This window comes from Kitasatospora sp. NPDC096147, from assembly GCF_044763225.1.
Lineage (GTDB): Bacteria > Actinomycetota > Actinomycetes > Streptomycetales > Streptomycetaceae > Kitasatospora.
The window spans coordinates 69,858-88,992 of sequence record NZ_JBIWFX010000014.1; the positions used below are offsets into that span (position 1 = coordinate 69,858).

Sequence of the window (19,135 nt, forward strand, 5' to 3'; positions counted from 1 at the left end):
AGGCTGACGGGAGGTCAGGCGCACCGTTTCTCCACCCGTTCGCCCGACCGTGTGCGGGGAGGTGGACGGCTTTCCGCAGGGTCGTACCGGTTGGGTAGGGTTTCCCGAGTACGAGCGTTCACCCGGCCGTACGGCGTTCGGCGGCCGTGCGGTGTGCTGCGATGGGGAGTTGGCCACCGTGACGACGGCCGGAAGTGACGGGACCTCCGAGGACCGGACGGCGGAGGATCCCTTCGCCTACCTCTACCGGCCCGCAGCCGGTGAGACCCCGGCCGAGCAGCCCCGGGAGCCCGGGTACTCCCGCCCGGTCGAGGTCGGCCGGGCCCAGTACCCGGCGCCGCAGCCCCCACAGGCCTACCAGCACCAGGCCGCCCAGCCCACTCAGCCGTTCCCGCAGCAGCAGGCCCGGTACGCCGAGCACTCCCGCCCGCAGCCGGGCGAGCAGCCGCCGCCCGGACGGAGCAAGGCCGTGGTGATCGGCGCCGTCGCGGTGGTCGCGGCGATCGCGATCGGCGCGGGGGTGGCGCTCTCCAGGGGGGACGCCGGCAAGGGCGGGACATCGGCCGCGACCGGCGGGCCGAGCACCGCGAGCTCCGCCGCCGCCTCCGCGAGCCCGTCCCCCTCGCCCTCGCCCAGCGCCTCCGGCACCGTGCTGGTGAACGGCACCAACGTGGCCGACTTCACCGGCCTGGAGCTCTCCGGCGGCGCGACCACCGCCACCGGGGTGGGCGGGGCCAAGGCCAAGGGCGGCTACGTCACGGGCCTCGGCCCCGGCGCGCTGGCGAGCTGGAAGGTGACGGCCCCTCAGGCCGGCACCTTCAAGGTGCACATCCGCTTCAACAACACCGGTGCCGACGCCCAGGCGGTGGTGAAGGTGGACGGCAAGCCCACCTACACCCCGATCAACCTGAAGAACTACAAGGGCGGTCTGCAGCCGGAGCAGGCGTGGTTCTCGTCCTGGATAAGCGCCGAGATCCCGAGCGCGGGCGAGCACACCATAACGATCGAGTCCGGCGCGGCCTCGGCCGCCGCCATCCTGTTCGACCAGGTGGCGATCACCGACCAGTCCGGGTCCCCGGGCTGGTGACCACCCCGGCCAGGTGCGCGACGGTCTCGGCCATCGCGCTCCGGGCCGGCCCCAGGTACTTGCGCGGGTCGGTCATGGCCCCGTCCCCGTCGAGCCGCTGCCGGACCACCCGGGTGAAGGCGGTGTTCAGCGCGGTGCCGATGTTGACCTTGACCAGACCGGCCGCCACCCCCGCCGCCAGCTCCTCGTCCGGGACGCCCGAGCTGCCGTGCAGCACCAGCGGGACGGGCACGGCGGCGGCCAGCCGGCGGATCAGCCCGTGGTCGAGGGCGGCCGTCCGGGTGGTCATCGCGTGCGAGCTGCCGACCGCCACGGCCAGCGCGTCCACCCCGGTGTCGGCCACGTAGGCGGCGGCCTCGGCCGGATCGGTCCGGGCGCCGGGGGCGTGCGGGGAGAGCGGCGGCTCGCCGTCCTTGCCGCCGACCTTGCCGAGCTCGGCCTCCAGGTGCAGGCCGTGCCGGTGCGCCCAGGCGGCGGCCTCGGCGGTGGCCTTGACGTTCTCCGCGTACGGCAGGGCGGAGGCGTCGAACATCGCGGAGCTGAAGCCGGCCGCGGCCGAGGCGCGCAGCAGGTCGAAGTCCTCCACGTGGTCCAGGTGCAGCGAGACCGGCACCGAGGCGGCGGCGGCCACCTCGGCACAGGCCCGGGCCAGCGGCAGCAGGCGGTGGCCGTGGTAGGCGGTGGCGTTCTGGCTGACCTGCAGGATCACCGGGCAGCCGGCCAGTTCGGCGCCGGCCGCGATGGCCTCGGCGTGCTCCAGGGTGATCACGTTGAAGGCGGGCAGGCCCCGGCCGTCGGCGAGGGCGGCGGCGAGCAGGTCGGAGGTACGGGCAACGGGCATGGGTGTCCCCCAGGACGAAGGTGAGCAGCGGGACGCAGATCCGCTGCTCACCTCCTGGTGGGACAGGAAGGTGGCCCAGCCTCAGGCCGCGTGGGCCTTGCTGAAGCGGTCCGCGCCGACGATCCACTCGCCGCGGCGCATCACCGCGACGAGGTCGTACGTGTCGGAGTCGAGCACGACCAGGTCGGCGTTCTTTCCGGCCTCCAGGGAGCCGATGGTGTCGTCCAGGCCGAGCAGCCGGGCCGGGACGGTGGACAGGGAGGTGACGGCCTGGTTGAGCGTCAGGCCGTTGACGGTGACGGAGCGCTGGAAGGCGACGTCCAGGGTGAGGGTGGAGCCGGCGATCGAGCCGCCCTCGACCAGCCGGGCGACCCCGCTCTCCACCCGGACCTGGAGCGGACCGAGCGGGTAGAGGCCGTCGCCCATGCCGGCCGCGCCCATCGCGTCGGTGATCAGCGCGACCCGCTCGGCACCGGCGGTGCCGTAGGCCAGGTCGAGCACCGAGGGGTGCAGGTGCACGCCGTCGTTGATCAGCTCGACGGTGACCCGCTCGTCCTCGAGCAGGGCCACGATCGGGCCCGGGGCGCGGTGCTGGATGCCCGGCATCGCGTTGAACAGGTGGGTGGCGACGGTGGCGCCGGCCTCGATCGCCTCCAGGGTCTTGGAGTAGTCCGAGTCGGTGTGGCCGACGGCCGCGATCACGCCGAGGTCGGCCAGCATCCGGACCGACTCCAGGCCGCCGTCCAGCTCGGGCGCCAGGGTGACCATCCGGGCGGTGCCGCGGGCGGCGTCCACCAGCTTGCGCACCACCGCCGGGTCCGGGTCGCGGAGCAGGTCGGGGCGGTGCGCGCCGCAGCGGTTGTGCGAGATGAACGGGCCCTCGAAGTGCACGCCCGCCAGCACGCCGTCCTCGACCAGCTCGGAGAGCACGGCGGCCTGGTGGCAGAGCTCGTCGATCTCCCCGGTGACGGTGGAGGCCATCGTGGTGGTGGTGCCGTGGACCAGGTGGGTGCGGGCCACGGTGAGCGCCTCCTCGGCGATCCCCGAGGCGTACGAGCCGCCGCCACCGCCGTGCACGTGCAGGTCGACGAAGCCCGGCACGACGGTGTACCCGGTGAGGTCCACGTCGCCCGGCTCGGTCTCGCCGCCGAGGCCGGCGATCCGCGAGCCCTCGACGGACAGCCGCCCGTGCTCGATCACACCGCCCGGCAGGACCAGTCGGGCTCCGGCAAGTGCAGTTCGGTCCGCGCTCACGCGGTCACCTCCATGGAGAGCAGATCCCAGGCGAGCAGGCCCGCGCCCAGGGATGCGGCGGTGTCTTTGAGCATGGCGGGTACGACCTTCGGGGGCATCTGGAAGGTCAGCCGCTCGGACACCGCTGCGCGCAATGGTGTGAAGAGCGTGTCACCGGCTTCGGCCAGCCCGCCGCCGACGATCACCGTGGAGGGGTCGAGCAGGCTCTGCGCCAGCACGATCCCGTCCGCGAGGGCGTCGACCGCGGTCCGCCACACCGCCAGCGCGCGCGGGTCCCCGGCGTCGACCGCGGCGGCACAGGCCGCCGCATCCGCCTCCGGGTCACCGGTGGCCTCGGCCCAGGCCCGGGAGACCGCGCCGGCCGAGGCCAGCGTCTCCAGGCAGCCCTTGGCACCGCAGCCGCACTGCGGGCCGCCGGGGCGGACCACCACGTGGCCGATCTCGCCGCCGTAGCCGTGCGCGCCCGCCTCGATCGCACCGTGGATGCCGATCGCCCCGGCGATGCCGGTGCCCAGCGCGATGAACAGGAAGCGGTCCACGCCCTGCCCGGCACCGATCCGGCCCTCGGCCAGCCCGCCGGAGCGGACGTCGTGGCCGAGCGCGACCGGCAGGCCGCCGAGGCGCTCGCCGAGCAGCTTGCGCATCGGCAGGTCGCGCCAGCCGAGGTTGGCGGAGAAGACCGCTATCCCGTTCTTCTCGTCGATCGTCCCCGGCACCGCCACACCGGCGGCGAGCGGGCCGGTGCCGTAGCGGCGGCGCCCCTCGTCCGCCAGGTCGGCGGCGAATTCGAGGATGGCGGTGACCACGGCGTCCGTGCCGTGCTCCCGCCCGGTCGGTCGGCGTGCTTCGAACAGCACGGAGCCGTCCTGGGCGAGCAACGCGGCTTTCATGCCGGTTCCGCCTACATCGAGTGCGATGACGTGCTTCACGGGGGACAGTTTCCCTTGAGCGAGCCGGAGAGGTCTAGTCCACTGGCGCGATTGGTCTGGTCCATAGTGGTGAGGTTTGTCGCCTTTAAGGGTGTCTTAAGGCCCTTTGTGCGAGCTTTGGCAACCTTCTTTCCTATTGTGCGCAAGGGAGTTGGGGAACGAAACAGGATCAGACCAGGATGATGGAGCGGGTCAGCGCGCGCGGCTCGTCAGGGTTCAGACCGCGCGCCTCGGCGGTCACCACCGCGAGCCGCTGGGCCCGCACCAGGTCCGCCATCGGGTCCAGGCCGGGCTCGTCCAGCAGCTCGGCGCCGGTGGCGGCGATCTGCTCGGGCAGGCCCTCCGGCAGGCCGCCGAAGGCCCAGACCGCCCGGCCCGGCGCGGCGATCGCGATCGGGCCGTGCCGGTACTCCATCGCCGGGTAGGACTCCGTCCAGGCGCCGGCCGCCTCGCGCATCTTCAGGCCGGCCTCCTGGGCCAGCCCGTAGGTCCAGCCCCGGCCGAGGAAGCTGACCTGCTCGGCGGCGGCCAGGGCGGCCGGCACCTCCCAGGCGAGGGCCCGCTCGGCGTCCTCGGCGGCCCTGGCCACCGTGGCCACGCCGGCCGGCAGCGCCTCCTCCAGCTCCAGGTGGGCCCGGAGCAGGGCCAGGGCGGTGGTGGCGAAGCGGGTCTGCACCACCGAGTGCTCGTCGGCGAACTCCAGCATCACGTGCTGGTCCGCCACCTCCAGCACCGGGCTGCCCGGGGTGCCGGTGAGCACGGTGGAGGGGGTCTTCAGGCGGTCGAGCAGCTCGATCACCTCGGTGGTGGTGCCCGAGCGGGTGATCGCCACGATCCGGTCGTAGCGGCGCCCGGCCGGGAACTCGGAGGCGGCCAGCGCGTCGGTCTCGCCGTGCCCGCCGCTCTCGCGCAGCACCGCGTAGGCCTGCGCCATGAACCAGGAGGTGCCGCAGCCGACCACCGCGACCCGCTCGCCGCGCTGCGGCAGGGCGGGCGAGGCGGCGGCGGCCAGGGCGGCGGCCTGCCGCCAGTTGGCGGGCTGGGTGGCCAGTTCCTGGGCGGTCAGGGATGACATGGGTACGGCCTCTCCGGAGAATCCAGGGGTGGATGCGTGAAGCTGATTGATTTATAGATGTTTCGCGCAGGATTGCGCAAGAGCGCACGCGTGAGAGAACACTGTGGGAAGCTGGGCCAGCCGCCTCCGGAAGCCTCCGGGGCGGGCGTCGCGGAAGAGGGCGAGACCAGGGGTGTCCAGGTACGAGCGGTGGAACGCACTGCTGGAACTGCTCAACGAGCAGGGCAAGTTGGAGGTCGAGGAGGCCGCCGAGGCACTTGAGGTCTCGGCCGCCACCATCCGCCGCGACCTGGATCAGCTGGCCCGTCAGCAGATGGTCACCCGGACCCGGGGCGGAGCGGTGGCGCACAACGTCAGTTATGACCTGCCGCTGCGCTACAAGACCGCGCGCAACGCCGACGCCAAGCAGCGGATCGGCGCCGCGGTGGCCGAGTTGATCGCCCCGGGCGAGGTGGTCGGGCTGAACGGCGGCACCACCACCACCGAGGTCGCCCGGGCCCTGGCGGTCCGGCCGGAGCCGGACGGCGGGGCCGGCCAGGCGCTCACCATCGTGACCAACGCGGTGAACATCGCCAACGAACTGACGGTCCGTCCGCAGGTGAAGATCGTGCTGACCGGCGGGGTGGCCCGGCCGCAGTCCTACGAGCTGATCGGCCCGCTGGCCACCCTGGTGCTCAGCGAACTCGCCTTGGACGTCACGGTCCTGGGCGTGGACGCGCTGGACGCCGAGTACGGTGCCACCGCGCACAACGAGGGCGAGGCGAGCGTCAACCGGCTGCTCGCCGAGCGGGCCCGCCGGGTGGTGGTGGCGGCCGACTCCACCAAGCTCGGCCACCGCGCCTTCGCCCGGATCTGCGCTCCGGAGCGGATCTCGGTGCTGGTCACCGATGCCGGGATCACCCCGGAGCTGACCGCCGCGTTCACCGAGGCTGGGGTCCGGGTCATCGCCGTCTGACGGTACGAAGGCCCCTGGGGCGTTAGAACGTTGCGCCTGATGCAACGTCAGCGGAGGTTCGGTAACTACCGTATGTACAGGTCTGGACCACTAAGGGTCTTCGCTGAGAAGGTGTGCGACGCTCCGTCTCCGCCCGAAGGTTGGTCCCCTGTTGTCCAGCGCCGCCCGGAAGTCGTTCCTCCCCTCGACGGCCATCGCCGTCACCGCCGCGCTGCTGCTCAGCGGCTGCGGGGCGCTCGGACTGGGGAAGGAGGGTGACGTCACGCTGAAGCTGGTCGCGCCGGACTACGGCACCAACCGGGCCACCAGCACCGAGCCGTACTGGCAGGAGCTGGCCAAGAGCTTCGAGGCGGCCAACCCCGGCATCAAGGTCGAGGTCGAGGTGGTCTCCTGGACCGACATCGACACCCGGGTGGCCGAGCTGATCAAGAACAACAAGTCCCCCGACCTGGTGCAGACCGGCGGCTACGCCGACCACGTCGCGGCCGGCCGGCTCTACCCCGCCGGGGACGTGCTGACCATCGAGACCCAGGCCAACATGCTGGCCTCGATCGCCCAGGCCGGGCAGGTGCTCGGCAGCCAGTACGGCATCCCGTTCACCACCTCCTCCCGGCTCTTCGTCTACAACAAGGCGATCTTCGAGAAGGCCGGCATCACCACCCCGCCGGCCACCTGGGACGAGATGGCCAAGGCAGCCAAGAAGATCAAGGAGAAGGTGCCCGGGGTCACCCCGTACGCCCTGCCGCTCGGTCCCGAGGAGGCCCAGGCCGAGGGTCTGATCTGGGCCACCGGCGGTGGTGGCGGCTTCGCCGACGACACCGGCACCTACAGCATCAACAGCGACGCCAACCAGAAGACCTTCGACTGGCTGCGCACCTCGCTGGTCACCCCCGGCCTGACCTACAAGGACCCGGGCACGGTGAGCCGGGCCGCCGCCTTCGAGGAGTTCGCGGCCGGCAAGGTGGCCATGCTCAACGGCCACCCGCAGCTGGCCCTCAACGCGGACAAGGCCGGCATCCCGTACGGCACCGCCCCGCTGCTGCGCAAGGACGCCCAGGGCAAGCCGCCGTCGATGGGCGTGGCCGACTGGATGATGGCCTTCAAGGCGAACGGCCACCGGGCCGAGATCAAGAAGTTCCTCACCCACGTCTACCAGAAGGAGAACGTCATCAAGTTCGCGTCGATGTACAACCTCCTGCCGGTGACGCAGGACGCGCGGGAGGAGATGGCCGGCTCGGGGCACAACATCAAGCCGTTCCTGGACGCGCTCACCACCGCCCGGTTCTACCCCTACGGCGAGACCTCCTGGGACCGGGTCAGCGGGCTGCTCAAGAAGCAGCTCGGCGGCGCCGTGAAGAACGACGGCCAGGGCGCCCTGTCCGCGCTCCAGGGCGCCGCCGTGGAGGCCGCCGAGCAGAGCCGCCGCACCAGCGGCGGCTGAGCCGGCGTCAGGCCCCGGCCGGGCCGAGGTCGATGGCGTACGCCTTGCGCAGCGTCTCGTGCACCGTCCAGGTGGTGCGGTCGCCCTCGCGCAGGAAGCCGACCGTGCCCGGGGCCAGCTCCAGGGTCGGGCCGCCCTCCACCACGACGGTGGCCCGGCCGCTCACCACCACGAACATCTCCTCCGCCTCGGTGTCGGTCACCACGCCCGGGGTGATCTGCCAGATGCCGCGCAGCTGACGGCCGTCGGCCGACTCGCGGAGCAGCAGGCCGGTCACCTCGGGGGTGCCGGAGACGATCTGGGCCGGGTCCAGCGGGTCGGGTTCGAGGTCGGCGTCGGGGATGCTGAGAGCGAAGCTGAGGTCCATGCTCCCGACGCTAACCCGGGCGGCGCGGCGGCCGGGGGAGCAGACTGTGTCGGCCTGGCCGGGCAGAATGACACCCCGTAAGTGGAGGTGGCCCGGATGCCCGACCTGACCGACCGCGAACGCGCGGTGCTCGCCCTGGAGGCGCGCGGCTGGCGCACGGCCGGCGCCAAGGAACGCGCCGTCCGGGAGGAGCTCGACCTCTCGGCCACCCGCTACCACCAGCTGCTCAACGCCCTGCTCGACCGCGAGGAGGCCTTGGCGGCCGACCCGGTCCTGGTCAACCGGCTCCGGCGGGTCCGGGAGGCCAAACGCGCGGAGCGCTGACGGGACTGCGGATGAGCCGAGGCGCGCGGGGGTCGAGTCGGGTGAGCCGAGGCGCGAGGTCCAGTTGCAGCGACCCAGGGGCGCGGGGGGTCGAGTCGGGTGAGCCGAGGCGCGAGGTTCAGTTGCAGTGACCAGGGGCGCAGGGGTCGAGTCGGGTTGGCCGGGGCGCGAGGTTCAGTTGCAGCGACCCAGGGGCGCGAGGAACTGCGCGCGGGGGAACGGCAGCACGTGCAACTGGCTGACGGCGGGTCAGTTGCCGGTGGGCCGCCTTCCGTACTCGCGCAGTTCCTCGCGCCCCTGAGCGCTTGCCCTTCCGGGCCTTGCGTGTTCGGTGCGGCCCTGAGCGCTTGCCCGGCCGGGCCCCGCGTCGGTCCGTTGTGCCCCCGTGTGAGCCGGGCTCCGCGCGGTTAGGGTCACTGCATGGGTATCCCAGAGCCGAGTACGGATGTCGGGCGGGCCGGATTGGCGGCCCTGTTGGCGCAGCCGCGGAGTGCGGTGGTCGCCCTGGACTTCGACGGGACGTTGGCACCGATCGTGGCCGATCCGGCCGCCGCGCGGGCCGAGCCGGCCGCGGTGGCGGCGCTGCGGGCGCTGCTGCCGTTGGTGGGCGGCGTGGTGGTGGTGACGGGGCGTCCGGCGGCGGTGGCGGTGGAGTACGGCGGGTTCGAGAGGCTCGGCCTGACCGTGCTGGGGCAGTACGGGGCGGAGCGCTGGGAGGGCGGGGTGCTGACGGCGCCGGAGCCGCCGCCGGGGGTGGCCGCCGTCCGGGCCGAACTGCCCGCCGTGCTGGGGGAGTCGGGGGCCTGGGTGGAGGACAAGGGCCGGGCGCTCGCGGTGCACACCCGGCGGACGGCCGACCCGCAGGCGCTGCTGGACGGGCTCCGTGGCCCGCTCACCGAACTGGCCGACCGGCACGGGCTGATGGTGGAGCCGGGCCGGTACGTGCTGGAGCTGCGCCCGCCGGGGGTGGACAAGGGCGGAGCGCTGACGGAGTACCTCGCGGGGCGGCCGGGGGCGGCGGTGCTGTACGCGGGGGACGACCTCGGTGACCTGCCGGCGTACGCGGCGCTGGAGCGCCGCCGGAAGGACGGCGGCCCGGCCGTGCTGGTCTGCAGCTCGGCCGTGACGGGGGAGCGCCAGGTGGCCGAACTCGCCGACCGGGCCGACCTGTTGGTGCCGGGCCCGACCGGTGTCGCGGAGCTGCTGACCGAGCTGGCCGCCGCCCTGCGGTGACGGCCCCGCGCTGACGGCCCCGCATCGACGGCCGCGCACCGGCGTCGCCGCACCGCCCACGCCGAGCGCCCGTGTCACCACCCCCGCCGGCGGACGGGGTGGGACACGGGCGTTCGGTGCCCCACCGGCTCAGGACCGGTGAGGGGGCTTCAGGCCGGCGGTGCGGCCGTGGTGGAGCGGATCACCAGCTCGGGGTCGAAGAGCAGTTCCCCGGTCGGGACCGGGCGTCCGGCCACCAGGGCGAGCACGCTCCGGCCGACCTCCAGCGCCAGCCGGTCGGCGGGCTGCCGCACGGTGGTGAGCGGCGGGTCGGTGAACTCGGTGATGATGGTGCCGTCGTAGCCGACTACCGAGACGTCCTCGGGGACGGACAGGCCGTGCCGCCGCAGGCCCCGGATCGCTCCGAGGGCCATGAAGTCGCTGGCCGCCACGATCGCGGTGGCCCCCTGCTTGAGCAGCGTGGCGGCAGCCGCCTGGCCGCCCTCCACGGTGTACGACTGGCGGAACACCCAGTCCGCGGCGTCGGTCAGCCCGCGCCGCTCCATGGCGGCCAGGAAGCCCTCCACCCGGCGGTCGGCCGGGTGGTTGCCGGCCGGGCCGGAGGCCATGCCGATCCGGCGGTGGCCGAGCCGGTACAGGTGGTCCACCGCGAGTTCGGCGGCGAGCGTGTCGTCGGTGGAGAACACCGGCGCCGGATGCCCGTCGGCGAACTCGCCGTTGATGCCCAGGTAGGGCACCCGCCGGTCGCGGAGCAGCTCGTAGGTCTCCAGGTCCGCGCCCTCCACCGTGTTGCTGGCGGAGAGGAAGACCACCGCGGCGATGCCCCGGTCGACCAGCGAGGAGACGAACTCGCGCTCCTGCACCCCGCCGGGGAAGGCGGGGCAGAGCACCATCTTGAGACCGTGCGGCGCGAGTGCGGACTCGATCCGCTCGGCCACGTCGGCGAAGAACGGGTTGGACACCCGCTCCGTCACCACGGCGACCAACTGGCCCGGGGTGGAACGCTCGTAGCCCAGCTCGGACATCGCCCGCTCGACCGCGTCCCGGGTCTTCTTGGCGACGCCCTGCCGCCGGTTGATCACCCGGCTGACGGTCGCCTCGCTGACCCCTGCGCGAGCTGCGAGCTCGGTGATGCCGACCTTCATTCCGCCCCTTCCACCTCGGTGGCCCCCACCGGACCACTGAGCACGGCAAGTCCGGACTTCGGCACCGGCAGCGCGTGCAGGCCGGGCGTCAGGCCCAGCAGCCTGCGCTCGATGATACGGCCGGACGGTCCGTAGGCGGTCAGCTCGGTCTCACCACCCGGACCGGTCACGTCCAGCACGATCCGGTCGGCGGCCGAACCGTTCACCAGCACCAGCTCCTGACGCCAAGTCAGGTCCACCGGCACCACCTGCTCGGCGTGCACGCTGATGAGACCGGCACCGTCCAGGTCGGCCCGGACCACGGGGTAGAGCTCGTCCGGACGGCCGGGCTCCACCACGCCGTCCAGCAGCACGGAGCGCAGCCGGGTCCACTGGCCGAGCCAGAAGGCGATCGCGGCCCGGTGCTCCTCGGGGACGGCGGTGAGCTTCACCGAGACCTGCGGCACGGAGTGCAGGGCGCCGATCAGCTGCCGGGCCACGCTGTGCGCGGGGGCCTCGGGATGCCAGAGCAGCATGTCCGAGTGGACCGCGCCGCCGATCGCCAGGAAGGCGGTGTCGATGGTGCGCACCCGGTTGGCGGTGGAGTCCGCCGGGCAGTCGAAGGACCGCAGCAGGTTCCCGTACGGGGCCATGCCGGGGCCGGTGTACGGCTGGCGCAGCTCCAGCAGCAGGCCGGGGCGGACCTTCTCCAGCGCGTCGCGGACGGCGGCCAGCAGCTCGGTCATCGCCAGGCCGACGTCGGAGCCGCCGTCGCCGGCGTGCACCATCGCCTCGTCCAGGAAGTCCAGCTTGAGGCCGTCGAGTCCGTGCTCGCGGACCAGCCGGACGCAGAGCTCGACCACGTGCGCCCGGACCTCGGGCAGCCGCGGGTCCAGCACGTACGCGCCGGGCACCCCGGCCCGGACGGTGGGCTGCCACCTGCGGTGGGCGTCCGAGTCCGGGCCGACCAGCAGCGGGGCGACCCAGAGCAGGTAGTGCAGGCCCAGCCCGCGCACCTCGGCGACGTGCGCGGTCAGGTCGGGGAACTTGGCCGGGTCGGGCAGCCAGTCACCGCAGCCGGCGTAGCCGCGGCCGTGGCCGCCGAGCTGCCAGCCGTCGTCCAGGATCAGCGCGCCGAAGCCCAGGGTGGTGGCCAGCGCGGCCTCGGCGGTCACGGAGTCCGCGTCCACCTGCTGGTTGAAGGCGTACCAGGTGGAGTACACCGGGGTGCGGGCACCGTCCGGCACCGGCATCGGCTCGATGCCGGCGGCGTACCACTCGCGCAGGGTGCGCATCGCGTCGGCCACCGAGGCCGAGCGCGGCACGAAGAGCAGCCGGTGTCCGCCGGGGGCGGCGGGCAGCCGCAGCTGCACCACGAAGGCGTCGGTCTCCTCGGAGACCCCGAACCGCAGCCGCGCCTCGGGCACCGGATCGGCCGCCGCGAAGGTGAGCATGGTGGTGCCGGCGTGGTCGTACAGGCTGCCGGTGGCGAGCGAGTCCACCAGCGAGACCGAGGCCTTGCCCTCCCAGTCGGCGGTCAGGGTGCGGCGCCAGCCGCCCTGCGGGTGCCAGTACCCGGCGGCGTCGCCGAGCGGCACCGAGAGCCGGACCTCGACCGGGCCGCCGCCGGTCGAGTCGACCGCCACCATCCGGATTCCGGAGGGGAGTTCGGTGCTGGACCAGTGACCGCCGGGTACCGCGATCGAGACCTGGTCGAGCAGTGGCTCGAAGGTGGCCGGAGCCAACTCGGCGGTGGTAACCGCCTCTTGATCGATGGTCATTCCTTCACCGCCCCTGCGAGGAGTCCGGAGACGAAGTGCTTCTGGAGTGCCAGGAAGAGTGCCGCCATCGGCAGCGCGGCGATCGCGGTGCCGGCCAGGATGGCGCCGTAGTCGGTGTCGTCCACGCCCTGGAGCGAGGCGAGCGCGACCGGGATGGTGAGCGCGCTCTCGCTGCGCAGCACCGTGAGCGGCCAGATGAACTCGTTCCACTGGAAGAGGAAGAGGAAGATGGCCAGCGCGGCCAGGGCCGGCCGCATCGGGGGCAGCGCCACCCGGAGGAACAGCCGGATCTCGCCGCAGCCGTCCACCCGACCGGAGTCGAGCAGTTCGTTCGGCAGGGTGCTCATCGACTGGCGCATCAGGAAGATGCCGAAGGGCAGTGCCAGGTTGGGCAGGATGACCGCCTGGTAGGTGTCCAGCCAGCTCAGCTCGGCCATCAGGCGGAACAGCGGCACCAGGGTGACCTGGGACGGGATCACCAGGCCGAGCATCAGCAGGCCGAACAGCGCCTCCTTGCCCTTGAACTCGAACTTGGCGAAGCCGTAGCCGGCCAGCGTGCAGATCACGCCGGCGAGCAGCGTGTAGACCACCGCGATGCCGAGCGAGTTGCCCACCACCCGGCCGAAGTCGGCCTTCTCCTGGAGCGAGTCGAGGTTGTCCAGGAGGTGTCCGCCGGGCAGCAGCGGCGGCGGGGAGGTGAAGATCTCCTTGGAGCTGTGGGTGGCCGCGATGATCAGCCAGTAGAACGGCACCAGGACGGCGGCCAGGGTGATGGCCAGCGACCAGGTCAGGCCGATCGACTTGGCGGTGCGGTGCTTGACGCGGGTGCTCATGACTTGTCCCCCAGCAGCTTGAACTGGACGAGGCCGAGGGCACCGATGATCAGCGCGAGTGCGTACGCGATCGCCGAGGCGTAGCCGAAGTCGAAGTACTTGAAGGCGTTCTGGTACAGGTACATGCCGATGGTCAGGGTCGCGTTGTCGGGCCCGCCGCCGGTCAGGACGTAGGGCTCGTCGAAGATCTGCAGCGTGCCGATGGTGGAGAGCACCGTGGTCAGCAGCAGGGCCGGCTTGATGCCGGGCAGGGTCACGTGCCGGAACGCCTTCCAGGCGCCCGCCCCGTCCACCGCCGCCGCGTCGTACAGCTCGGCGGGGACGGACTGCAGGCGGGCCAGCAGGATGACCGCGTTGTAACCGGTGTAGTGCCAGGTCAGCGCCAGCCCGAGCGAGATCTTCGCCCAGAGCGGGTCGGTCAGCCACGGGACGTCGGTCCCGATCAGCCAGTTGACCAGACCGTACTGCTGGTTGAGCAGCACGGAGAAGATGATCCCGTAGGCCACCAGGCCGGTGATCATCGGCAGGAAGAAGCCCAGCCGGAACACGGACCGGGCCCGCAGCAGCGACGAGTTGAGCGCCACTGCGAGGCCGGTCGCGAGGGTCAGCATGAGCGGCACCTGGATCGCCAGGATGACCGCGCTGTTGCTCAGGGAGGTCCAGAACAGCGGGTCGTCGAGGAGCCTGGAGTAGTTGTCCAGGCCGGCGAAGGTCTCGGTGCCTCCGGTGGAGCGGTACAGGCTGAGCCGGAACGAGGCGGCGATCGGGTAGAGCTTGAAAGCCGCGAACAACAGCAGCGCCGGGAGGATGAACAGGTACGGCAGCGCACGCCGCCTCGCCGGGGTCATCGAACGACCTTGCGCCCGGTCTGCTGGGCGAGCTGGTCGGCGGCCTGCTTCAGGACCTCGGCCGGGTCGGCACCCTTGAGCAGGACCTTGGTCTGAGCGTCCGTCACCACCTTGAGCGCGCGGGCGTAGTCGGCCGAGTAGTTGGTGGCCGGCGACGGGGTCTGCAGCGCCTTGAGGAAGATCTCACCCTGCTTCTGGCCGCTGAAGAACGGCGAAGCGGTGTGGAACGCGGCGTCGTCGTAGGCCGACATCAGGGCCGGGGCGATGCCCTTGCCCTTGTAGATGGCGACCTGCGAGGCCGGGCGGGTCAGCACGAACTCGATGAAGGTCCAGGCGGCGGCCTGCTGCTTGCTGGAGCCGGCCACGGCCAGGTGGGTGGAGTTCACAGTGGCCGCGTTGGTCCCGCCCTGGCGGACGGCCGGGGGGAGCCGGACCTTCCACTTGCCGGCCTCCTGCGGCACCAGGCCCTCGATGATCCCGCCGAACCAGGTCGGCCAGGGCAGCACCGCGGAGGTGGCGTCCTTGATGGAGTTCTCCAGCGCGCTCCAGCCGCCGGACAGGTCGGCGACCAGGCCCGCGTCGTTCATCTTCTTGATGATGGTGAGCGCGGTGACCGCCTGCGGCGAGTCCAGGGTGATCGCGCCGTCCATGTTGAAGTAGAACGCGCCCTGGAGCTGGAGCAGCAGCTGGAAGAAGTTGGCGGAGTCGGCCTGCGAGGCGGGCTTGTCGATGCCCAGCAGGAACTTGCCGGTCTTCTCCTTGAGCTTCTTGCCCGCCTCGATGACCTCGTCCCAGGTCTGCAGCCCCTCGACGTCCACCCCGGCCTGCTCGAACAGGTCGGCGCGGTACCAGAAGCCACCCGAGTTGGCCTCCCACGGCAGGGCGTTGACCCGGCCCTTGGGGGCGACGGTCTCCCACAGGCCCGGGGCGAAGGCGTTCTGGTGCTTGGTGGCGCCGAGCGGGCCGAGGTCGGCCAGGCCGTTCGGGAACTTCTCGACGTAGCTCGGCAGGTAGTCCACGCCGATGTGCAGGACGTCGGCCAGGCCGGCGCCGCCGGCCGCCATGCCGGTGGTGATCTTGTCCCAGATGGCCGGGTTGCCGATGTCCTGGACGGTGACCTTGATGTCCGGGAACGCCTTGTTGAACTCCGGCAGGAGCGCCTTCATCTGGGCGGCCGGGCCCTGCCAGCTCCAGACCGAGATCTCGCCCTTCTTGGCATCGCCGGTGCTGCCGCCCTTGGCACCGGAGTCGGTGCCGGTGCCCGAGCACGCGGTGGTGAGACCGGTGAGTCCGGCGCCCACGGTGAGGGCGCCGCCGATTCTGAGGAGTCCGCGTCGGTCGATCTGCATGGTCGTCCTGCCTTTCGAGGGGTGCTGCCGGGCCTGGACGCTAACAGCCGTTCTGCTCGACTTGCAATGCATCGATGAAAGTTTTCTCCGGAATCTTGCATACGACTCGGTAACGTTGCCCGAACTCATTGAAACCGACCTGACTGCCTGTTAGCTTCGCTGCACCCTCTACAGGCGACCCAGGAGACCCTGATGCGACGCGCCTCAACGACGCTGCTCACTGCTCTCGCACTGCTCGCACCGCTCGCCCCGCAGACCTTCGGGGTGGCGCAGGCCGCCACCCCGAAGGTGCCGGTCGTGGCCAATCCCGGCTTCGAACTCGGCACCAGGGGATGGAACTTCACCTCCGGCTCCGGCGTGGCCACCAACTACCCGCACGGTGGCGCCAAGCTGGCCTACCTGGACGGCGGGCCCGGCCACCGGATCAGCCAGACGCTGACCGCGCCGGTGAACGGCCGCTACGACGTCTCGGCCTGGATCGCCACCGGCGGTCCGAACGGCGCCCTCGCCGTCCGGGTCAACGGCGTCGAGGCCGGAAGGGTCACCCTGCCGACCCGCTACGAGTACTCCCGGCACACCGTCAGCCGGGTCGAGGTCCGCAAGGGCGACAAGGTCGAGATCGCCTTCGAGTCCGGTGACGGCTGGCTCAACATCGACGACGTGATGCTCTCCCCGGCGGCCCCCGCCGACCCGGTCGCCACCTCCTCGGACCCGCGGATCACCGAGATGTTCGACTGGGCCAAGCGCAAGGCCAACTCCTGGGTGCTGCTGTCCGGTTCGGCGGGCCCGGTGAACGTGGACGAGAACAACCGCTTCGGCACCGGCACCGCCGTCTACGGCCCGTCCTACTGGGCCGGCTACGCCAACCGCAGCGGCTACTACTCCCGGGACATGGCCCACCAGGTGGTCGGCGCCCAGGTGCTCGGCCTGACCGCCGAGAACCGCACCATGCTGCGCTCCTTCGCCGCCTCGGCCACCGAGGCGCACAAGTACTACCCGGTCTGGGCGCACAACTTCGACACCGGCACCTACCTGAGCATCGACTACCGGCGCCCCGACCTGTTCGTCCGCGAGGTGCCGGCCCCGTTCGAGCTGGTGGAGAAGGCGGCCCAGGCGTACCGCTGGAGCGGCGACAAGGCGTACGTCGAGGACGAGGTCTTCTGGGACTTCTACCGGCACACCACCGACGAGTTCGTCGCCCTGCACAACCAGTCCAGGGCGAACGGCCCGGTGGCGGTGGCCGAGGGCACCGGCAAGGGCATCTTCTCCGGCACCGCGAGCTACAACGAGCAGGGCGACGAGAAGCTCGCCGAGGCCGGCGACGGCATCGCCGCCCAGTACCAGGCCTACCTGGGCCTGGCCGCGCTGGCCAGGGGCAAGGGCGACACCGCGCTGGCCGCCAGGGCCGAGCAGCAGGCCGCCGCGCTCAAGCAGTACTTCAACTCCGACTGGAGCGGCTCCGGTTCGGGCGCCGACATGGTCCGGGCGTACTCACTGGACGGCACCGCGTTCAAGGGCTGGGGCCTGGAGAACAGCTGGTTCATGCCGATGAAGAGGATCATCGAGGCCGGCCCGCGGAACGAGGCCTACCTCGACTTCGTCGACGCCCAGGCGGCCGGCCCTGACGGACCGTCGAACATCGAGGCGTTCACCTACCTGCCCGACACCTTCTTCGCCAACAACCGCAACGCGGCGGCCTGGAAGTGGATGCAGTACGTCTACGACCAGCGGGACGTGCAGCACGTGAACGCCTCCCAGGGCCCGAACGGCGACTACCCCGAGGTCTCCTTCACCCTGGTCGGCCAGACCGTCTCCGGCCTGCTCGGCCTGGAGCCGGACGCTCCGAACCGGAAGCTCACCACCGTCTCCCGGCTGCCCGCCGGGATGGACTGGCTCCAGGTGGACGACATCCCGGTCGGCAAGGACCGGATCGGGCTGCGCCAGGACGGGGCCAACCGCTCCACCCTGACCAACCACTCCGACAGCCGCGGGTACACCTGGGAGGCCCGGTTCACCGGCGACCACCCGAAGCTGTACGTGGACGGCGTGGCGAAGAAGGCGCAGACCAAGGTCGAGCACGGGGTGACCTACAGCTACCTCACCGTCAAGGTGGCGGCGGGGCAGACGGTCTCGGTCACCACCTGACGACCCGTCCGGGCCGGTGGGGGATCAGCCCTCCCACCGGCCCGGCGGGCCGCCCGGCTCACTCGCCGCGCAGCGCGTGCAGCTGGTCCAGGAACCACTGCTGCGGCGGCAGCGCGGTGGCCGCCGCGGCCAGGCGCTTGGTCCGGTCGGTCCGTTCGGCGGCGGGCATGGTGAGGGCCCGGTGCAGCGCCTCGGCGGTGGCGATCACGTCGTAGGGGTTCACCACCAGGGAGTCGTCGGCCAGCTCGGCGTGGGCCCCGGCCTCCCGGGAGAGGACCAGCGCGCAGCCCGCGTCGGAGACCACCGGCACCTCCTTGGCGACCAGGTTCATGCCGTCCCGGATCGGGTTCACCAGGGCCACGTCGGCCAGCCGGTAGGCGGCCAGCGAGCGCGGGAAGTCGTCGTTCACGTGCAGGATCAGCGGCTGCCAGGTCGCCGTCCCGAACTCGTCGTTGATCTCCTGGGCGGTCCGCTGCACGGCGGCGGTGTACTCGCGGTACTCCGGCAGGTCGTGCCGGGAGGGGTAGGCGAAGGCCACGTGCACCACCCGGTCCAGCCACTCGGGGCGGGTGCGCAGCAGGTGCCGGTAGGCCAGCAGGCCCCGCACGATGTTCTTGCTCAGCTCGGTGCGGTCCACCCGGACGATGGTCCGGCGGTCGCCGACCGCCTCCTTCAGGGCGGCCAACCTGGTGTCCACGTCCGGCCGGTGGGCCCGCTCGCGGAGGAAGTCGGCGTCCGCCCCCAGCCCGTGCACGCCCAGCACGGTGGTCCGCCCGGCGTGCGTGACGGTCAGGGCCTCGCGGTCCACCTCCGCGCCGAGCACGGCCTCGCAGCAGTCGGCGAAGGCCAGCGCCCAGCGTCGGGTGAGGAAGCCGGCCCGGTCCGCGCCCAGGATGCCGGCGAGCACGTCGGCCGCCACGTCGTCGGGCAGCAGCCGGTAGTACTCCGGCGGGGCCCACGGGGTGTGCGAGAAGTGACCGATCCTCAGGTCCGGGCGCAGCTCGCGGAGCAGGGCGGGGGCCAGCGAGAGGTGGTAGTCCTGCACCAGCACCGCCGCGCCGGGGGCCGCCTCGGCGGCCAGTGCCCCGGCGAAGGCCGCGTTGTAGGCCCGGTAGGACTCCCACTCGCGGCGGAAGCGGTCGTCGAAGACCGGGGCCACCGCCGTCCCGTAGAGCAGGTGGTGGACGAACCAGAGGGTGGAGTTGGCCACCCCGTTGTAGGCCCGGGCGAAGGTGCCGGGGTCGATGTCCAGCATCCGCACCGCCTGGCCGCCGACCTCGTGCCCGGCCAGGTCCAGCCGGCCGTCGGGGGCCTGCCGGGCGGCCGTGCGGTCGGCCTCGGAGAGGGCGGCGCAGACCCAGACGGCGGACGGGTCGTCGATCGCCGACAGCCCGGAGACCAGTCCGCCACCGCCTCTGCGCAGGGTGAGCGAACCGTCGTCCTCGGCGGTGAAGGACACCGGCCCCCGGTTGGAGGCCACCAGGATGGGGGCGGCCCCGGTCTGATTCGAACGTGCGGTCGCGTGATCGGCCATGTCACCAACCTTGCC

At 72.2% G+C, this 19,135-nt stretch carries 17 protein-coding genes; 6 read left to right on the forward strand and 11 right to left on the reverse strand.

Features of this window, described 5'->3' with window-relative positions:
• Positions 1-178 precede the first annotated feature (178 nt).
• A complete protein-coding gene (locus ACIRBX_RS31535; protein ID WP_402302236.1) occupies positions 179-1,087 on the forward strand; it encodes a hypothetical protein in 909 nt (302 codons plus the stop codon).
• Here ACIRBX_RS31535 and ACIRBX_RS31540 read toward each other — a convergent pair.
• The 4 genes from ACIRBX_RS31540 to ACIRBX_RS31555 all read right to left on the reverse strand — a co-directional run bounded on the left by ACIRBX_RS31540 (position 1,056) and on the right by ACIRBX_RS31555 (position 5,186).
• Positions 1,056-1,928 carry a ketose-bisphosphate aldolase gene (locus ACIRBX_RS31540; protein ID WP_402302239.1) on the reverse strand — a complete coding sequence of 291 codons (873 nt, stop codon included), beginning with the start codon at positions 1,926-1,928 and terminating at the stop codon, positions 1,056-1,058. The two genes, ACIRBX_RS31535 and ACIRBX_RS31540, sit on opposite strands and share 32 nt — an antisense overlap.
• A gap of 81 nt (positions 1,929-2,009) precedes the next feature.
• Positions 2,010-3,182 carry an N-acetylglucosamine-6-phosphate deacetylase gene (gene nagA, locus ACIRBX_RS31545; RefSeq protein WP_402302241.1) on the reverse strand — a complete coding sequence of 391 codons (1,173 nt, stop codon included), beginning with the start codon at positions 3,180-3,182 and terminating at the stop codon, positions 2,010-2,012.
• Positions 3,179-4,111 (reverse strand): ROK family protein, encoded by a 933-nt coding sequence (locus ACIRBX_RS31550; protein ID WP_402302244.1) that lies wholly within the window; start codon positions 4,109-4,111, stop codon positions 3,179-3,181. The genes nagA and ACIRBX_RS31550 overlap by 4 nt, the downstream gene beginning before the upstream one ends.
• A 169-nt stretch (positions 4,112-4,280) precedes the next feature.
• Entirely contained in the window at positions 4,281-5,186 is a 906-nt protein-coding gene (locus tag ACIRBX_RS31555) for an SIS domain-containing protein (protein WP_402302246.1), read from the reverse strand.
• 172 nt (positions 5,187-5,358) lie between these two features.
• On the opposite strand from ACIRBX_RS31555, the gene ACIRBX_RS31560 reads away from it, so the two are divergent.
• Both ACIRBX_RS31560 and ACIRBX_RS31565 read left to right on the forward strand, forming a co-directional pair.
• Entirely contained in the window at positions 5,359-6,141 is a 783-nt protein-coding gene (locus ACIRBX_RS31560; RefSeq protein ID WP_402302249.1) for a DeoR/GlpR family DNA-binding transcription regulator, read from the forward strand.
• Positions 6,142-6,292: 151 nt separating this feature from the next.
• On the forward strand, positions 6,293-7,582 hold the full coding sequence (locus tag ACIRBX_RS31565; RefSeq protein WP_402302251.1) for an extracellular solute-binding protein: 1,290 nt from the start codon (positions 6,293-6,295) through the stop codon (positions 7,580-7,582).
• A 7-nt stretch (positions 7,583-7,589) separates the two neighbouring features.
• On the opposite strand, the gene ACIRBX_RS31570 is transcribed toward ACIRBX_RS31565, so the two are convergent.
• Positions 7,590-7,949, reverse strand: a complete 360-nt coding sequence (locus tag ACIRBX_RS31570) for a cupin domain-containing protein (protein WP_402302254.1) — start codon at positions 7,947-7,949, stop codon at positions 7,590-7,592.
• Positions 7,950-8,045: 96 nt separating this feature from the next.
• Between ACIRBX_RS31570 and ACIRBX_RS31575 the strand changes: the two genes are divergently transcribed.
• Positions 8,046-8,273, forward strand: coding sequence for a DUF3263 domain-containing protein (locus ACIRBX_RS31575; protein ID WP_402302257.1), 228 nt, complete (start codon positions 8,046-8,048; stop codon positions 8,271-8,273).
• Between the two features lie 420 nt (positions 8,274-8,693).
• Positions 8,694-9,506 carry a trehalose-phosphatase gene (otsB, locus tag ACIRBX_RS31580; protein ID WP_402302260.1) on the forward strand — a complete coding sequence of 271 codons (813 nt, stop codon included), beginning with the start codon at positions 8,694-8,696 and terminating at the stop codon, positions 9,504-9,506.
• A gap of 149 nt (positions 9,507-9,655) precedes the next feature.
• Here otsB and ACIRBX_RS31585 read toward each other — a convergent pair whose 3' ends face one another.
• The 5 genes from ACIRBX_RS31585 to ACIRBX_RS31605 are packed head-to-tail and all read right to left on the reverse strand — an operon-like array spanning position 9,656 to position 15,441.
• Positions 9,656-10,651 (reverse strand): LacI family DNA-binding transcriptional regulator, encoded by a 996-nt coding sequence (locus ACIRBX_RS31585; RefSeq protein WP_402302262.1) that lies wholly within the window; start codon positions 10,649-10,651, stop codon positions 9,656-9,658.
• Positions 10,648-12,411, reverse strand: coding sequence for a glycoside hydrolase family 36 protein (locus ACIRBX_RS31590; protein WP_402302264.1), 1,764 nt, complete (start codon positions 12,409-12,411; stop codon positions 10,648-10,650). The genes ACIRBX_RS31585 and ACIRBX_RS31590 overlap by 4 nt, the downstream gene beginning before the upstream one ends.
• Entirely contained in the window at positions 12,408-13,244 is an 837-nt protein-coding gene (locus tag ACIRBX_RS31595; RefSeq protein ID WP_402302267.1) for a carbohydrate ABC transporter permease, read from the reverse strand. Before ACIRBX_RS31595 ends, ACIRBX_RS31590 begins: the two co-directional genes overlap by 4 nt.
• On the reverse strand, positions 13,241-14,092 hold the full coding sequence (locus ACIRBX_RS31600; RefSeq protein ID WP_402302268.1) for a carbohydrate ABC transporter permease: 852 nt from the start codon (positions 14,090-14,092) through the stop codon (positions 13,241-13,243). The genes ACIRBX_RS31595 and ACIRBX_RS31600 overlap by 4 nt, the downstream gene beginning before the upstream one ends.
• Entirely contained in the window at positions 14,089-15,441 is a 1,353-nt protein-coding gene (locus ACIRBX_RS31605; protein ID WP_402302271.1) for an ABC transporter substrate-binding protein, read from the reverse strand. Before ACIRBX_RS31605 ends, ACIRBX_RS31600 begins: the two co-directional genes overlap by 4 nt.
• 192 nt (positions 15,442-15,633) lie before the next feature.
• On the opposite strand from ACIRBX_RS31605, the gene ACIRBX_RS31610 reads away from it, so the two are divergent.
• The gene (locus tag ACIRBX_RS31610) at positions 15,634-17,586 is read left to right on the forward strand and encodes a hypothetical protein (protein WP_402302273.1); all 1,953 of its coding nucleotides are present in this window, start codon (positions 15,634-15,636) and stop codon (positions 17,584-17,586) included.
• Between the two features lie 58 nt (positions 17,587-17,644).
• On the opposite strand, the gene ACIRBX_RS31615 is transcribed toward ACIRBX_RS31610, so the two are convergent.
• On the reverse strand, positions 17,645-19,120 hold the full coding sequence (locus ACIRBX_RS31615) for a trehalose-6-phosphate synthase (protein ID WP_402302275.1): 1,476 nt from the start codon (positions 19,118-19,120) through the stop codon (positions 17,645-17,647).
• Between the last annotated feature and the right edge of the window lie 15 nt (positions 19,121-19,135).

Excerpts from the sequence above, each read along its gene's own strand:
- ACIRBX_RS31605 (WP_402302271.1), bottom strand. The coding sequence starts at position 15,441 with ATGCAGATCGACCGACGCGGACTCCTCAGAATCGGCGGCGCCCTCACC.
- ACIRBX_RS31575 (WP_402302257.1), top strand. The coding sequence starts at position 8,046 with ATGCCCGACCTGACCGACCGCGAACGCGCGGTGCTCGCCCTGGAGGCG.
- ACIRBX_RS31570 (WP_402302254.1), bottom strand. The coding sequence starts at position 7,949 with ATGGACCTCAGCTTCGCTCTCAGCATCCCCGACGCCGACCTCGAACCC.
- ACIRBX_RS31615 (WP_402302275.1), bottom strand. The coding sequence starts at position 19,120 with ATGGCCGATCACGCGACCGCACGTTCGAATCAGACCGGGGCCGCCCCC.
- ACIRBX_RS31555 (WP_402302246.1), bottom strand. The coding sequence starts at position 5,186 with ATGTCATCCCTGACCGCCCAGGAACTGGCCACCCAGCCCGCCAACTGG.
- ACIRBX_RS31600 (WP_402302268.1), bottom strand. The coding sequence starts at position 14,092 with ATGACCCCGGCGAGGCGGCGTGCGCTGCCGTACCTGTTCATCCTCCCG.
- ACIRBX_RS31590 (WP_402302264.1), bottom strand. The coding sequence starts at position 12,411 with ATGACCATCGATCAAGAGGCGGTTACCACCGCCGAGTTGGCTCCGGCC.
- ACIRBX_RS31595 (WP_402302267.1), bottom strand. The coding sequence starts at position 13,244 with ATGAGCACCCGCGTCAAGCACCGCACCGCCAAGTCGATCGGCCTGACC.
- ACIRBX_RS31540 (WP_402302239.1), bottom strand. The coding sequence starts at position 1,928 with ATGCCCGTTGCCCGTACCTCCGACCTGCTCGCCGCCGCCCTCGCCGAC.
- otsB (WP_402302260.1), top strand. The coding sequence starts at position 8,694 with ATGGGTATCCCAGAGCCGAGTACGGATGTCGGGCGGGCCGGATTGGCG.
- ACIRBX_RS31585 (WP_402302262.1), bottom strand. The coding sequence starts at position 10,651 with ATGAAGGTCGGCATCACCGAGCTCGCAGCTCGCGCAGGGGTCAGCGAG.
- ACIRBX_RS31610 (WP_402302273.1), top strand. The coding sequence starts at position 15,634 with ATGCGACGCGCCTCAACGACGCTGCTCACTGCTCTCGCACTGCTCGCA.